This is a genomic window from Bacteroides caecigallinarum (assembly GCF_021531075.1).
GTDB classification, from domain to species: domain Bacteria; phylum Bacteroidota; class Bacteroidia; order Bacteroidales; family Bacteroidaceae; genus Phocaeicola; species Phocaeicola caecigallinarum_B.
Genome location: NZ_JADYTJ010000062.1, coordinates 1 through 14,736, shown reverse-complemented (window position 1 = coordinate 14,736; position 14,736 = coordinate 1). Strand labels below are relative to the sequence as shown.

The 14,736-nt window shown below is 42.1% G+C and carries 13 protein-coding genes; 4 read left to right on the top strand and 9 right to left on the bottom strand.

The genetic code is table 11. The annotated features are described in order from the left end of the window. Window positions 1-244 precede the first annotated feature (244 nt). The 4 genes from mobV to I6E11_RS13020 all read right to left on the bottom strand — a co-directional run bounded on the left by mobV (window position 245) and on the right by I6E11_RS13020 (window position 4,195). The gene (gene mobV, locus I6E11_RS13035; RefSeq protein ID WP_235338595.1) at window positions 245-1,549 is read right to left on the bottom strand and encodes a MobV family relaxase; all 1,305 of its coding nucleotides are present in this window, start codon (window positions 1,547-1,549) and stop codon (window positions 245-247) included. A gap of 154 nt (window positions 1,550-1,703) precedes the next feature. Continuing rightward, a complete protein-coding gene (locus I6E11_RS13030) occupies window positions 1,704-1,967 on the bottom strand; it encodes a hypothetical protein (RefSeq protein WP_087397009.1) in 264 nt (87 codons plus the stop codon). A 630-nt stretch (window positions 1,968-2,597) separates the two neighbouring features. Further along, window positions 2,598-2,969 (bottom strand): hypothetical protein, encoded by a 372-nt coding sequence (locus I6E11_RS13025; RefSeq protein ID WP_087208182.1) that lies wholly within the window; start codon window positions 2,967-2,969, stop codon window positions 2,598-2,600. Beyond that, a complete protein-coding gene (locus I6E11_RS13020; RefSeq protein ID WP_087397007.1) occupies window positions 2,966-4,195 on the bottom strand; it encodes a site-specific integrase in 1,230 nt (409 codons plus the stop codon). Before I6E11_RS13020 ends, I6E11_RS13025 begins: the two co-directional genes overlap by 4 nt. 303 nt (window positions 4,196-4,498) lie before the next feature. Between I6E11_RS13020 and I6E11_RS13015 the strand changes: the two genes are divergently transcribed. Together I6E11_RS13015 and I6E11_RS13010 are read left to right on the top strand one after the other, a co-directional pair. Then, window positions 4,499-6,325 carry a TrkH family potassium uptake protein gene (locus I6E11_RS13015; protein ID WP_235338594.1) on the top strand — a complete coding sequence of 609 codons (1,827 nt, stop codon included), beginning with the start codon at window positions 4,499-4,501 and terminating at the stop codon, window positions 6,323-6,325. 23 nt (window positions 6,326-6,348) lie between these two features. Continuing rightward, a complete protein-coding gene (locus I6E11_RS13010; RefSeq protein ID WP_235338593.1) occupies window positions 6,349-7,038 on the top strand; it encodes a potassium channel family protein in 690 nt (229 codons plus the stop codon). An 80-nt stretch (window positions 7,039-7,118) separates the two neighbouring features. Here I6E11_RS13010 and mltG read toward each other — a convergent pair whose 3' ends face one another. Next, window positions 7,119-8,144, bottom strand: coding sequence for an endolytic transglycosylase MltG (gene mltG, locus I6E11_RS13005; protein ID WP_235338592.1), 1,026 nt, complete (start codon window positions 8,142-8,144; stop codon window positions 7,119-7,121). A gap of 137 nt (window positions 8,145-8,281) precedes the next feature. Between mltG and I6E11_RS13000 the strand changes: the two genes are divergently transcribed. Beyond that, complete coding sequence (locus I6E11_RS13000; RefSeq protein WP_235338591.1) at window positions 8,282-9,817, top strand: alpha-N-arabinofuranosidase; 1,536 nt, start codon at window positions 8,282-8,284, stop codon at window positions 9,815-9,817. 71 nt (window positions 9,818-9,888) lie between these two features. Here I6E11_RS13000 and dnaJ read toward each other — a convergent pair whose 3' ends face one another. Then, the gene (gene dnaJ, locus I6E11_RS12995; RefSeq protein ID WP_204390378.1) at window positions 9,889-11,070 is read right to left on the bottom strand and encodes a molecular chaperone DnaJ; all 1,182 of its coding nucleotides are present in this window, start codon (window positions 11,068-11,070) and stop codon (window positions 9,889-9,891) included. A 23-nt stretch (window positions 11,071-11,093) separates the two neighbouring features. Beyond that, window positions 11,094-11,705 carry a nucleotide exchange factor GrpE gene (gene grpE / locus I6E11_RS12990; protein ID WP_235338590.1) on the bottom strand — a complete coding sequence of 204 codons (612 nt, stop codon included), beginning with the start codon at window positions 11,703-11,705 and terminating at the stop codon, window positions 11,094-11,096. Window positions 11,706-11,993: 288 nt separating this feature from the next. On the opposite strand from grpE, the gene I6E11_RS12985 reads away from it, so the two are divergent. Continuing rightward, complete coding sequence (locus I6E11_RS12985; RefSeq protein ID WP_235338589.1) at window positions 11,994-13,613, top strand: ABC-F family ATP-binding cassette domain-containing protein; 1,620 nt, start codon at window positions 11,994-11,996, stop codon at window positions 13,611-13,613. Here the strand turns inward: I6E11_RS12985 and cdd are convergent, their stop codons facing one another. After that, window positions 13,614-14,093, bottom strand: coding sequence for a cytidine deaminase (gene cdd / locus I6E11_RS12980; protein WP_235338588.1), 480 nt, complete (start codon window positions 14,091-14,093; stop codon window positions 13,614-13,616). 311 nt (window positions 14,094-14,404) lie between these two features. Beyond that, window positions 14,405-14,566, bottom strand: coding sequence for a DUF1016 N-terminal domain-containing protein (locus I6E11_RS12975; protein ID WP_235338596.1), 162 nt, complete (start codon window positions 14,564-14,566; stop codon window positions 14,405-14,407). Window positions 14,567-14,736 lie beyond the last annotated feature (170 nt).

Sequence of the window (14,736 nt, the reverse complement as noted above, 5' to 3'; positions counted from 1 at the left end):
ATCAGAACTTGAATCTATATATGCTCGTATACGATGAGGAAGAGTAATTATACCATCACCGTAAGGATAGAAAGCACTTTCATATATTTTTTGTTTCCCAATAAGATAGTTCATGTTATTTCTTTTATGTTTAAAGTAGACAAAATATAAATATCTCTAAGTAAAATCAATCTTTCAGATACAAAAGTAATATAAAGTCATAATAATCTGCCTAATAAATATGATTATTAAGGCTTTTCCTGAATTATAGTTTTTTACTCTGTTGTTCCTGTTTCGGTAATCCCAATGCTTTCATAAACTCGTATTTCTTGCGTCTGAACCAACTTACATGTGAAACGCCATCTATTTTGAGGTCAAATTTTCCATCTGAGGTTTCTATAAGTGAACAAACTGAGCCATCAGTCTTAAAGTGCTGTCGGAACTCTGTAGAATAGAGTTCGCCTTTAATGGTGACATCCTTGAACATGCACAGCTTTTTGATTAGCCCATCGCCAAAATTCAGAGTATCACGCAAAAACTTGATAGTAGGCATCAGCTTTTCCACATAAGGGAAGTAGCGTTTGACAAAATCCGTAAATTCCGACAATTTGCGGTATTGTCGTTCGTAAGCATTCTTCATTTCCTGTATCTGCTTACTATGTTGTTCCTCTCGTTGTATGGCTTCTTCTTCAAGTTCCTGTATGCGTTTTTGCAAATCTTCATTTCTATGTTCAAACTCTTTCAACTTACCACCACCGAAAAGAGAACCGACCTTTGCCACGAATGCGGCTTTCGCTTCTGTCTTGGCTACTTCCAGTTTCTCCGACTTGACTTCCTGCCTTACCTCGTCAAGCTGTTGCTCTGCCTGTTGTTGCTCGGTCTGTAACTGCCGCATGTTGGCTTCAAGTTCACCCGTCTTCCGTTTCAAATCACGGTAGTATTGGGCGGTTGTCGTATGGCGTGCTTCCGAGCCACGCACACCACGTTGCAAGCCATATTTCTCCATTGCTTTTGCATAACTGTCGTGATATGTTACCAGCTTCTCACGTGTCAGCACATCATCGGCACACAGACGCACGGTATTGGCTTTCTTGCGGTAGGAGCGTTTACCTTCCGTCTGCTTTTTCTTGGCTTTCCTGCGCTCTCCTGTTACTATCGGTACGACCGTGGCATGAATGTGCGGTGTGTGCTCATCCATGTGCAGGACTGCCGAAACTGTATTTTCCTTGCCGAAGGTATAGTGCAGCCATTGCAGGTTGTCATCACACCATTCGTCAAGTCTGCCCTCGTCCTGTATTTTCATCATATCCTCGTGCGTACCCGAAAGCACGATTCTAATTGCCCGCACTTGGTCGGGGGTTATCTTACGTTTGATGCCTGCCGTACGGATACGGTGGCTTATCGCTTCGGTACGGTCGGACACTCCATCAGGGAACTCCACCAGTTCACGGTTGAGATGTGTACGTGTAGGGTCTGCGTTCTTGGGTATGGTCTTACGTTCTATGTGGTCGGATGCGCCCGTGTCAGCCGAGCCTTTCGCTTTGTTGATTTGAATGCTTATATATCCCATGCTTGTTTTTTGTTTTCAGGTTTGACAATTTGGTTTGTTGGTTTCCGTCTGCTGCGGTCATGCTGCATGGCAAACGGGGGTGTCCAGAGGGGTGTAACCCCGTTGGCTCATTGGGGCATTTTTAGCGGTGCCTGCACTGCGTAAAGAAAATGCCCTAATGAGCTATGGCTTTTCTGTTCTCAAAAGCCTGTGAGAGTACCAGCGGATAGGCAGACCTTTTCTTTTCATTGATATGATACACCTTTCCTTGTCGGCTGGTCGGACAGCAGGCAGGTCGGATGTCCGACCGACCTGTCTGCAGATAGTGGCATTTCCTTCCATCCGTTTGTCCCGCAGACTTGTTGGCGGATGAAAATCCGATGAATTGATGAGTTGACAGGATAATAAACTGATAACCAAAATGATATATGTTCATCATCGTTTCATCAAACCACTCGCCCCAAAAAAGTGATGTAGAGTGCGGTGTGTCCTTTCTTTTTTCATCAGCCCGATTCTCTTGTTGAAAGGTTGATGAAGACGTAAGTTGCTGTTTCTCTTTATGTTTATATATACTTTCATCATCTCATCAAAATATCAGAATTTTTCCAGCTGTATTTTGTTTACCGTGTAGTAACGTCCTATTCCTCTCAATCGGCGAATAATGACAATCCCGATTCACAATCTTGTAGAGAATTGTACCTACGCAAATGATTTCTTTTTTTCTTCATGTTTTTGATACAGGTTTTAGTGCTGCCTACATTCTGTCGGCAACGGATTAAACATGGTTGCAAATCTACGGAAGTGTCGGTAAAATCTTGATACGCAAATCTATGCAGAACGGCGCAAAATAGGTCATGCCAAAAGAAAAAGCAGTATAAACGGGTGGCTCTTTCAGATAAAAGGAGATAAAAAAGCCCGAAGTCGTGGAATATGCACTTCTTCGGGGACTGGTTGTTGCAGATAATTACAGATTGACTGATGTACCGATTTACGGATTCAATGACTTCTTGTCGTCACTACGTCAGATTAAACCGTTAATCATCAAATGACTGAACATAAAAAGTTCATTCTAACATTTATTCGGCATTCTGTTATTCACTGACACCAGCAGGACTTGTTTTTCTTTTCGTCGGCACAATCTTTCCAGCAGTGCATTGCGAACCGTTGCGGCACCTGACGTGTCAATGCGAAAAGCGAGTGCCACCACCATCGGCAAGGCATACATGTCCGCATAATAGCCGTTGGGCAGCTTGATACGTTTTTCAGCTTCAAGAGGATTCAAAACTCCACACTTGTACACGGCACGAATGGCGGCACGGAGCGTCGGGGCGATTACCCCAAACAGCTCTACCAGCTCCATTTCATTCATCCATATATTACCTGTATCAGATGGTATGGTAATTCTACCATAGCTGTCCGTTGTGATTATTTCCCGTTTCATATCCCTGCCATTTTCACGTTCCCGAATGATTTGCTCAGCTTGTCGCCCAGCATCGTGAGATCATTATCCAATTTCTGTACGGTTATCTTCGCATAGATTTGCGTGGTCTCAATGTTCGTATGCCCCAAAATACGGCTGACGCTCTCGATTGGCATCCCTTTGCTGAGAGCCAGGGTCGCAAACCCGTGCCTGGAGCAGTGAAAGCTGATTTTCTTGGTAATACCGCATTCCTTTATCATCTTTCCCATACGCTTGCATATTGACCAATAGTTGAGATTGGGAAATACAAGATTGTTTTCCTGAAAAGCCTTGTAACGCTCGATTATCTGCAAGGGAATATCCAGCAGCTTCACCTGAAACGGTACACCCGTCTTGTGTCGTTTGGAAATAATCCATTTCTCACCGTTCACTTCCACAATTTGGTCGTTGCTTAATTCCTTTATATCCACGAATGAGAGGGCGGTAAAACTGGCGAAAACAAAAATATCACGGAGATAGGAGTTCTTGGGGTCTTTGAACTGAAATTCCATCAATGTTTTCAACTCATTCTCCGTCAGATATTCACGCTCTTTTGTGTTCGGGCTTATATGGAACTGGGCAAACGGATTTCTCGGTATATGTCCGTTGAAATGCGCCCGCATCACCACACCTTTCAGCCACATGCAGTTTTCCCATATCGAACCGTTGTGCAGTCCGGCTTCGTTGGAAAGGAACACGGCGAACTCCTTGATGAAGTCGGGCGTAAGTTCAGGCATGGAGATGTCGTTCCGCTTGTAATGTGACCTGATGAATGCCGCCACATGGTTTCTTGCCCGTACCCTTGCCATATAGGTAGCCCTGACCCTGTCTTTTCCGACACGCTTCTTGAACACTTCATTTTCCTTGTCGAAAGCACCGAGCAACGTTTCATACTCACCGCCCAATCCCTGATAGGCATTGCGTACCATTTCTGCCGTTACATACGCTTCACGGTCGGATATACGCTGGTAATGCTTGATGATTTGAGCCTTGATGTTGTCAAGCGCAAGATTGGTTTCCCTCGCTTCCATACTCTTACCCTTTGCCTTGTTCCCTTTGGCATCCCAAAGCTCTTTCGGGATAGCTCGCTTGCAGCTAAACTGTGCTACCGTTCCGTTGATTGTAACTCGTCCCATGATGGGGACAATTCCGTTCTTTTCCTTACTGCCGTTCACGTAGAACAGCACCTTGAATGTGCTTCTTGCCATACTCGTTTCTTTTTGGTTGCAAAACTATAAATCAACGAGTTACCTATTGATAAGCAAAGCTGCGCAGAACGCCGCAAAATGAAATAGGGACTGTTAAATCTGCACTTTCATCGGGTAATGATTAGGAAACCGTTCTTTTGCTTTAATCTGCTTTAAGACGGTTTTCAACTGTCTGCCCAACTTCTGCGTTTTTCCTCTAACTCCCTAATTATCAAATCCTGTTGCGTTAATCTGCTGCAATTCGGCGGATATTCCAGAGATTTTCCGTAAGTTTGCATGTCTCTTTTTAAAGTTAAAAAGAATATGGATAATTGGGAACGTTTAATATTATATAGAAAGAAGCTTGTATTGCCCCGCATTTATCAGGTGGTTGACTGGTTTTCATGGCTAGCATGTTTTGCAGCTATTTTATTCATAGCTTCTATAGTATATCGTTACGGTTTCACGGTTACGGAAAATGTACATTCTGTACTTCATGCTGTTTCAAACTCAGTTTGGATTGTTTTTCTGGTCAATACAGCATTAAGTCATCTGTTTTCAAACGAAGAAGGCAATAAGTTCACAGTGTGGACCTGGTTGCTTGATATAGGTCTTTATCTTACACTGTTGCCTGTTGTTTTTCATCTGCCGGAACCTGGTAATGCGGCATATTGGATATGGATATTCTTCAATAGCAGTTATTACAAGGGAGCTGTTCTTCTGCTTATGTCCTTTACGTTGCTGTCCGGTTTTTTTGTCCGGCTTTTGGGACGAAAAACAAATCCTTCACTTATTCTGGCGTCAAGCTTTTTTATAATAATAATTGTCGGAGCCGGACTTCTGATGCTTCCAAGGGCTACATATAATGGCATATCGTGGATAGATGCGTTGTTTATCTCCACCAGTGCAACGTGTGTAACCGGACTTGTATCTGTCGATGTACCTTCCACATTTACCATGGAAGGTCAGATTATAATAATGCTGCTTATTCAAATAGGTGGTTTGGGAGTGATGACTATAACCAGCTTCTTCGCCATGTTCTTTATGGGGAATACGTCGCTTTACAACCAGTTGGCTGTAGGCGATATGATAAGTACCAATTCATTGAACTCATTATTATCTACATTATTATATATATTGGGATTTACTCTTGCCATTGAGGGAATAGGTATGTTTCTGATATGGATTGACATACACGGAACCCTTGGAATGACGTTTTATGAGGAGCTTTATTTTGCAGCTTTTCATTCCATATCAGCATTCTGTAACGCCGGTTTTTCTACACTTCCTGGTGGAATGGGTAATGACATGGTGATGCATAATCACAATTTTCTTTATATCGTATTGTCATTGCTTATTGTATTTGGCGGTATAGGTTTCCCTATATTGGTGAATATGAAAGACACGATATTCTATTATTTCCGATATTGTTTTTCCCGACTGTTTTTCCGTCGTCGCAGGTTCATCAAGAAAATTCATTTGTACAATCTGAATACCAAGATTGTTTTGTTTATGACAGGAGCACTTTTGTTGCTGGGAACAATTGTCATTCTTCTTTTTGAATGGAATCATGCTTTTGCCGGTATGGATACGGCAGACAAAGTGGTTCACGCCTTCTTCAATTCCGTATGTCCACGAACTGCGGGTTTTGCCAGTGTCGGACTTACCACACTTTCCACACAGACTCTTCTGCTTATGATTATTCTGATGATGATAGGTGGCGGAACACAGTCAACTGCCGGAGGTGTGAAGATAAATGTCTTTGCTGTGATTCTGATAAACCTTTTTGCCGTGCTTAGAGGGGTGGAGAGAACATATATTCTACATCGCGAGATTTCATCCGATTCGGTAAAACGTTCAAATGCGGCTTTGATTCTTTATCTTCTTATTGTTTTCTTTGCAATATTCCTGATGACTGTCATAGAACCGAATGCGTCTGTCATGGCATTAGTCTTTGAATGTGTATCTGCTTTGAGTACGGTAGGCTCCAGCCTTGATCTTACACCGACTTTGAGCAATGCCGGCAAACTTCTGATAATAGTCCTTATGTTTGTTGGTCGTGTTGGAGCTTTTACATTGGTAAGCGGACTTATAAGACAGGAGAAAAAGAAAAACTACAAATATCCAAGTGACAATATTATAATAAACTGATAAAACAATAAAATACATTTGATATGAAATATCTTATTATAGGATTAGGCAATTATGGTGGAGTGTTGGCAGAAGAGCTTACGGCTCTAGGTCACGAAATTGTCGGCGTTGACTCAGAGGAATTTCAGGCGGAACGTTATAAAGACAAGGTTGCCACAACTTATGTCCTCGATGTTACAGATGAGATGGCACTGTCTGTTCTGCCTCTTAACAGTGTGGATATAGTCATTGTGGCCATAGGTGAGAACTTCGGAGCTTCCGTAAGGATTGTATCATTATTGAAGAAACATAACGTAAAGCATATATATGCACGTGCCGTAGATGAAGTACATAAGGCTGTTCTTGACGCATTTTCATTGGATAGAATATTGACTCCGGAAAAAGATGCTGCAAGGCTTCTGGTACAGCTTATGGAGCTTAATGCCGAAGTTGAGCATTTCTCCGTTGATGAAAACAATTATGTGTTTAAATTTTCAATACCTTCCAAACTCATAGGATATAAAATCAATGAGTTAAGCATAGAGGAAGAATTCAAGATACGTATTATATCCGTGATTATGGGAAAACATACTTCAAATATTCTTGGAATATCAAAGGTTGAGAAAGTTTCAGAAGTATCTTATCCTGAGGATTACGAGTTGAAACAGGATGATGGTCTGGTTTGTTATGGTCAGTATGCCGATTTTATCAAGTTTTGGAAATCTGTAAAATAAAGACAGTATAGCTTTATAAAAACATTAGGGATTAGTATTGATGAAATGTCAAGACTAATCCCTCTGTCTATACCGGATGTTTATTTTATGTTTCTTCTGTTCAATGCCTGCTGATACTTTCTTGCGTTTATGTTATGCTCGCTTAGTGTAGAAGCAAAATTGTGAGTTCCTGAGAAATCCTCTTTTGCACACATGTAAATGTAATTATGTTTTGAGTAATTCAAAACACTGTTTATTCCCGCCACTGATGCAATTCTGATTGGTCCGGGAGGTAGTCCGGCATATTTGTAGGTATTATAAGGGCTGTCCGTTTCCAGATGTTTGAACAGTATTCTTCTAAGTCCGAAGTCCTGTAGGCTGAATTTTACTGTAGGGTCGGCCTGGAGAAGCATCCCTCTTTTGAGCCTGTTTATGTAGAGTCCTGCCACAAGAGGCTTTTCTGCGTTGTTGGCAGTTTCTTCATCCACTATTGATGCCAGAGTGCATACTTCGGTAGTGGTCATATTCAGCGCTTCTGCCTTTGCCCTACGTTCTGCGCTCCAGAAATTCTTATTTTCCTTTACCATTCTTTTAATGAAGCTTTCAGCTGTCATATTCCAATAAACCTCATACGTATTAGGTATAAAAAGTGCGGGAATAGTAGCTTTGTCATATCCAAGTGTGGCTATGTAGCTGCTGTCATTCAGCAGTGCAGATATGCTGGCTGAATCAGCCATAATCTGTCTGGCTACTCTTGATGCCAGTTTGTTCATAGTTCTTACACTGGGGATTATCAGTTTCACAGGAGTCTGTCTTCCGGATTCAATCTTTCTGAAGGCTTCAAGAACGGACGATTGCGGGCTTATCCTGTATGCTCCTGTATGTATATTCTCTCCATAACCTTTGATTTTTGCCAGAAACTTTATCCCTGACATACTTTTGGGGTTAAGATTTCTTTCAATTTTGACAAAAACAGAGTCGGAAGAGTCGTCTTCATCTATATAAATAAACGTAGGATTCTTAATGTTGAAAGGTTTGCTAAATAACAATAAGTATGTGCCGACAGCAGCAGACAGAATAATCGCTGAAATCATGGAAAAGGAGATAATTAATGCTTTCTTCTTCATATAAAAAACAGGTTAGGGATACAAAGATATGAAAATAAGTGTATTTTTGGCAATTATTTTTTTGCTAATGTCATATTTATAGTATATTTGTTCCATACTCAAACTATAATCTTATAATTTATTTATTATTTACAAACATGAAAAATACACTATTGGCATTGGCTTTTATGGCAGGAATCCCTGCATTCGCACAGCAGAAAGCAAGTATCGAAATCTATCCTGAGAAAGGAAATCAGATTATCCCGAAAGAAATTTACGGACAGTTTGCAGAACATCTTGGAACATGTATTTATGGTGGTCTGTGGGTAGGCGAGAATTCCTCAATACCTAACGTTGACGGTTACAGAACAGATGTTCTTGAAGCATTGAAGAAACTGAAGGTTCCTGTATTGAGATGGCCGGGAGGTTGTTTTGCCGACGAATATCACTGGATGGACGGAATCGGACCTAAGGAGAACCGTCCGCGTATGGTGAACAACAACTGGGGAGGTACAGTGGAAGACAACAGCTTCGGTACTCATGAATTCCTTAATCTATGTGAGATGCTTGGTTGCGAACCTTATATCAGCGGTAACGTAGGAAGCGGAACCGTAGAGGAAATGGCAAAATGGGTGGAATATATGACAGCCGAACAGGGTAGCCCTATGGCGAAACTGCGTAAGGAAAACGGACGTGAAAAGCCATGGAAGGTTAAATATTTCGGAGTAGGGAACGAAAGCTGGGGATGCGGTGGAAGCATGCGTCCTGAGTATTATTCAGACCTTTATCGCCGTTATTCTACATATTGCAGAAACTATAACGGAAATGTTCTGTTCAAGATTGCCAGCGGTGCAAGCGACTATGATTACGATTGGACTGAAACATTGATGAAGAATATCGGTCACAGAATGGACGGTGTTTCTTTGCATTATTACACCGTTACAGGATGGGAAGGTAGCAAAGGTTCGGCTACGGAATTCACTGACGATGATTACTACTGGACAATGGGTAAGTGTCTTGAAATTGAAGACGTATTGAAACGCCACATCGCCATAATGGATAAATATGATCCTAAGAAACAGATTGCCCTGATGGTTGACGAGTGGGGTACATGGTGGGATCAGGAACCTGGCTCTATTCCTGGACATCTTTATCAGCAGAACACTATGCGTGACGCATTTGTAGCTTCTCTTTCACTTGATGTGTTCCATAAATATACAGACCGTGTGAAGATGACTAACATTGCTCAGATAGCAAACGTTCTTCAGTCAATGATTCTTACAAAAGAAGACAAGATGGTGCTTACTCCTACATATCATGTGTTCGAAATGTATAATGTTCATCAGGATGCCACATACCTTCCTCTGAACCTTGAATGCAATTACAAGATTGTGAGAGACGACCGTGAAGTACCGATGGTCAGCGCTACAGCTTCACGCAAGGATGGTTTGACACATATATCACTGTCGAACGTAAGCCTTGACGAGGAACAGGAAATAACCATTAAACTTGACGGCGAAACACTCAAGTCAGTGTCAGGAAGAATATTGACATCTGAAAATATAGATGACTACAATACCTTTGAAAAGCCAAACGTAGTTTGCCCGAAAGAATTCAAGGGAGCAAAGATTTCGAAGAATGTCTTGAATGTGAAACTTCCTGCCAAATCTATCGTAACTTTGGAGTTGAAATAATATTTGAATAATACAAAAAAATAGAGCGGCGCTTTAAGAAAAGTACCGCTCTATTTTTATATATGTATCAATCAGTCGAAAAGACTTCTGAATTTCTTGAAGATTTTTTCCTTCAGACTGGTGTTAGGCTTGAAACTTTCGGATTCCTGCCATTTTTCGAGTGCCTGACGTTCTTCTTTTGTAAGAGTTTCAGGGATATATACACTTACGTTTACCAGCAAGTCACCTGTTCCGGTGCTGTAGCCGTAGCTGTTGATGTTAGGCAGACCTTTGCCTCTCAGACGGAGAACCTTACCAGGCTGTGTTCCCGGTTCAATCTTGATTTTAGCCTTGCCGTCTATTGTAGGGATTTCCACTGTACCACCAAGCGCTGCCTGAGGAACACTAAGAAGCAGATTATAAATAAGGTCGCTTTCGTCTCTTATCAGTTCAGGATGCTTTTCTTCTTCTATAAGAACAAGCAGGTCGCCTGCCACACCGTTGTGCTTTCCGGCATTACCCTTACCGTTGATGGTAACCTGCATACCTTCTGCCACTCCGGCAGGTATTTTTACTGTAACTACTTCTTCACCGTAAACTACGCCTTCGCCGTTACATTCCTTACACTTGTTCTTGATGATTTTTCCTTCACCGTTACACTGAGGACATACAGACTGAGTCTGCATCATTCCGAAGATACTCTGCTGAGTACGTGTCACGCTACCTGTTCCGTGACATGTAGGACAAGTCTCTGTTCCGCTGTTTCCTTCGGCACCTGTTCCGTGACAGTGTGAACAAGGAACATATTTCTTTACCTTGAATTTCTTTTCTGTTCCTTCAGCAATTTCCTTCAGCGTAAGTTTAGCCTTTACCCTAAGGTCTGCACCGCGGAATTTGCGTTGTCTTGGCTGGCCTCCGCCACCTCCGAAACCGCCGAATCCTCCGAAACCGCTGTGTCCGCCAAAGATGTCACCAAACATAGAGAATATATCATCCATAGACATACCCTGTCCGCCGAAACCTCCGTATCCGCCTCCTGCAGCACCGTCTACGCCTGCATGACCGAACTGGTCGTAGCGTGAACGCTTGTCAGGATTGCTCAATACTTCGTATGCTTCTGCGGCTTCCTTGAATTTCTCTTCAGCTTCCTTATCTCCCGGATTTTTGTCAGGGTGATACTGTATTGCTTTCTTACGGTATGCTTTCTTTATTTCGTCTGCTGTGGCTGTCTTCTCCACGCCAAGCACTTCGTAGTAATCTCTTTTAGTAGCCATATTTGCGATGTGGTTTTATTGTATTATTGAGCAACTACCACTTTGGCGTGGCGTATAACTTTGTCATTCAGTTTGTAACCAGTCTGTACACAGTCCAAAATCTTGCCTTTCTGTGCTTCCTCCTGAGCAGGAACAAGAGCTATTGCCTCGTGGAAATCAGTATCGAATGCTTCTCCCACAGGATTCATCTTTTCAAGCCCTTCGTGACCAAGGTTTTTCAGGAACTTCTGATGTATCAGGTCAATACCTTCGTACATAGCCTTAACATCGTCTGCCTTCTGCATGTTCTGCAAAGCACGTTCCAAGTCGTCAAGGATAGGCAGAATAGCCGAGATAGCCTTTTCGCCACCGTTTTTGATAAGTTCGGCTTTTTCCTTCATTGTACGTTTGCGGTAATTGTCAAATTCAGCCGAAAGACGCAGATATTTGTCTTTATAGTCCTCAAGAGCCTGTTTTGTCTCTTCAAGTTCTTTTGCTGCTTTTTCCTCTTCTGAAAGTTCGGCTTCCTTCTCTTCGCCTGCATTTTCGGCAGAGTTTGTTTCTTCAGTCTGAGTTTCAGTTTCCTGCTGCTGGTTTTCAGCTTCCTCGTTCTTCAATATTTCTTCTTCCGGATTTTGATTCTGATTTTTATTCATGTCTTTATGTTGTTATTTTATTATTAATCTGTGATTTAAGTGCCGGACTTGCATACGGCTGTTGGCTGTACTACAAAAACCGTGCCTGTAATGCTCTGTATGCATAAACAGCCGCAAAATTACTAAAAAACTGACATACTGACACAAAAAAAAACTTATAAAAAGCCGTGTTCTGGGAGTGATATGCCTTTCACTGCATTGTAAATTAGCGGGATATTTAGTACCTTTGCACGCAAATTTCAGAATAACAGTATAATTTAGGTATATACATACAAACAAACTTATAAAATGATTACAGTTTCAAATGTAGCCGTTCAATTCGGTAAGAGAGTATTGTACAACGATGTGAACATGAAGTTCACCAACGGTAATATTTACGGTGTGATAGGTGCCAACGGTGCAGGTAAGTCAACATTTCTTAAGGTAATTTCCGGTGAACTTGACCCTACTAAGGGAAGCGTTACGCTGGGACCGGGCGAACGTCTTTCAGTTCTTAGCCAGGACCACTTCAAGTTCGACGAACATACTGTACTTGATACAGTCCTTATGGGACACACTGTGCTTTGGGACATCATGAAGCAGCGCGAAGCACTGTACGCCAAAGAAGATTTTACCGATGAAGACGGAATTAAGGCTGCAGAACTTGAAGAAAAATTTGCAGAACTTGAAGGATGGAACGCAGAAAGCGATGCTGCTATTCTTCTTAGCGGACTTGGTATAAAGGAAGACAAGCACTATATGCTGATGGGTGACCTCAGCGGTAAGGAAAAGGTGCGTGTCATGCTTGCACAGGCATTGTTCGGTAATCCTGACAACCTGCTTCTGGACGAGCCTACCAACGACCTCGACATGGAAACTGTGACATGGCTGGAAGAATATCTTTCAAATTTCGAACATACAGTACTTGTAGTGAGCCACGACCGTCACTTCCTCGACTCTGTATGTACCCACACAGTGGATATCGACTTCGGTAAGGTTAACCTTTTTGCCGGTAACTATAGCTTCTGGTACGAATCAAGCCAGCTTGCACTCCGTCAGCAGCAGAACCAGAAGGCTAAAGCTGAAGAAAAACGTAAGGAACTTGAAGAATTTATCCGTCGTTTCTCTGCCAACGTGGCAAAATCAAAACAGACTACTAGCCGTAAGAAGATGCTTGAGAAACTTAATGTGGATGAAATTAAGCCTTCATCTCGTAAATATCCAGGTATCATCTTCACTATGGACCGTGAGCCGGGTAACCAGATTCTTGAGGTTTCAGGACTTCGTGCCGAGACAGAGGACGGAGTTGTTCTATTCAACGATGTAAACTTCAACGTAGAGAAGGGCGACAAGATAGTATTCCTGAGCCGTGACCCACGTGCCATGACTGCATTCTTCGAGATTATCAACGAACGCCGTAAGCCACAAGCAGGTCACTTCAACTGGGGTGTGACTATCACTACAGCATATCTTCCACTTGACAATACCGATTTCTTCAATTGCGACCTCAATCTGGTTGACTGGTTGAGCCAGTACGGACAGGGCAATGAAGTGGAAATGAAGGGATACCTCGGACGTATGCTGTTCTCTGGCGAGGAAGTGCTGAAGAAGGTGAACGTACTTTCGGGAGGTGAAAAGATGCGATGCATGATTGCACGTATGCAGTTGAGAAATGCCAACTGTCTGATTCTTGACACTCCTACAAACCACCTCGACCTGGAGTCTATTCAGGCATTCAACAACAATCTGAAGCAATACAAAGGTAACGTGCTGTTCGCATCACACGACCACGAATTCATTCAGACTGTTGCCAACCGTATCATCGAACTTACACCTAACGGTATAATCGACAAGATGATGGAATACGATGAATACATCACATCAGACCATATCAAGGAAATGCGTGCACGTATGTACGGCGATAAATAATCATTCCATTGATTCAATACCAAACGACAGGGGGAGCAAATCTTTTGTTCCCCTTGTTTCGTATATATAGGCTGTGCCGTACATCAGCATACGTATTGGGTGGTGGTAACGCTGTTCGGCTTCCAGCATTACCTGTCTGCACGCTCCGCACGGAGTGACAGGCTGCACAGTGAAACCTTCGCTGTTTGATGCCGCAATGGCAAGTGTGGTTACAGCCTTGTCTGGATATTCAGAAGCGGCATGAAACAGGGTAGTACGTTCGGCACAAAGTCCGGAAGGGTAGGCGGCATTCTCCTGGTTCGAACCGGTCACTATAGTATCGTCATCAAGCATGGCTGCTGCTCCTACATTGAAATGCGAGTATGGTGCATAGCTTCTTTTTGTAGCTTCCTTGGCTGCCTCTATCAGTCGTTTGTCGGAGTCAGTAAGTTCCTCGAACTGGTATTTTCTTATTATGACCTGTTGCTTAAGTTCTTTCATAGTGTGAAGTTTTTAGGTATTGTTTAAATAGCGTTTAAACACTGATTAAACAGTATTTAAATGGTGTTTATGACGTATGTATGATTGTATATGCAACGTTGAAGTTTCCTATGGCTTCGACAACGGCGAGGTATCTCGAAATTATTTGATAATGATGTCATTTTCAGTAAGTTGAATATTTTTTTTTCTAGTCACAGTCTGGACAAATTTTTTATCACATGCCATCAATTGTGCAGATTCTGTCTGCACAATTGCATTTTTTCCAGTTACACTCCTTTTCTGTTAATTGTGTAGTTTTTGGCTTCACAATTTCATTGGAAAAGAATTGTTGTATGGTGTTCCTGTACACTCCATGCCGTGAGCAACATTTCTTCATTTACTGCCCTTGAAGCGCGGCTACGATGCTGAAGTATTATATCAACTACATCACCAAACTGATGTTCCTGTGAATGTATAATGTTCTTGCTTTCCATAAACTTCTCTTTCCGTTTGTTCTTAATCCTTTATGCTGACTTCTTCCTGCTGAAATATGGTCTTCTTTATTATATCCATATAGTTATTGCTATATATATTCTCATTATACCTGGCAATTTATGCATTCAAAGATAAACAATTATTTGGAATGATGTTTTCAGGTATTAGA

What these genes read in the sequence shown, in the direction of transcription:
- I6E11_RS12985 (WP_235338589.1), top strand. Translation starts at nt 11,994, where the DNA reads ATGATTACAGTTTCAAATGTAGCCGTTCAATTCGGTAAGAGAGTATTG.
- I6E11_RS13010 (WP_235338593.1), top strand. Translation starts at nt 6,349, where the DNA reads ATGAAATATCTTATTATAGGATTAGGCAATTATGGTGGAGTGTTGGCA.
- I6E11_RS12975 (WP_235338596.1), bottom strand. Translation starts at nt 14,566, where the DNA reads ATGGAAAGCAAGAACATTATACATTCACAGGAACATCAGTTTGGTGAT.
- dnaJ (WP_204390378.1), bottom strand. Translation starts at nt 11,070, where the DNA reads ATGGCTACTAAAAGAGATTACTACGAAGTGCTTGGCGTGGAGAAGACA.
- I6E11_RS13000 (WP_235338591.1), top strand. Translation starts at nt 8,282, where the DNA reads ATGAAAAATACACTATTGGCATTGGCTTTTATGGCAGGAATCCCTGCA.
- mltG (WP_235338592.1), bottom strand. Translation starts at nt 8,144, where the DNA reads ATGAAGAAGAAAGCATTAATTATCTCCTTTTCCATGATTTCAGCGATT.
- I6E11_RS13015 (WP_235338594.1), top strand. Translation starts at nt 4,499, where the DNA reads ATGGATAATTGGGAACGTTTAATATTATATAGAAAGAAGCTTGTATTG.
- I6E11_RS13020 (WP_087397007.1), bottom strand. Translation starts at nt 4,195, where the DNA reads ATGGCAAGAAGCACATTCAAGGTGCTGTTCTACGTGAACGGCAGTAAG.
- mobV (WP_235338595.1), bottom strand. Translation starts at nt 1,549, where the DNA reads ATGGGATATATAAGCATTCAAATCAACAAAGCGAAAGGCTCGGCTGAC.
- grpE (WP_235338590.1), bottom strand. Translation starts at nt 11,705, where the DNA reads ATGAATAAAAATCAGAATCAAAATCCGGAAGAAGAAATATTGAAGAAC.
- cdd (WP_235338588.1), bottom strand. Translation starts at nt 14,093, where the DNA reads ATGAAAGAACTTAAGCAACAGGTCATAATAAGAAAATACCAGTTCGAG.
- I6E11_RS13030 (WP_087397009.1), bottom strand. Translation starts at nt 1,967, where the DNA reads ATGATGAACATATATCATTTTGGTTATCAGTTTATTATCCTGTCAACT.
- I6E11_RS13025 (WP_087208182.1), bottom strand. Translation starts at nt 2,969, where the DNA reads ATGAAACGGGAAATAATCACAACGGACAGCTATGGTAGAATTACCATA.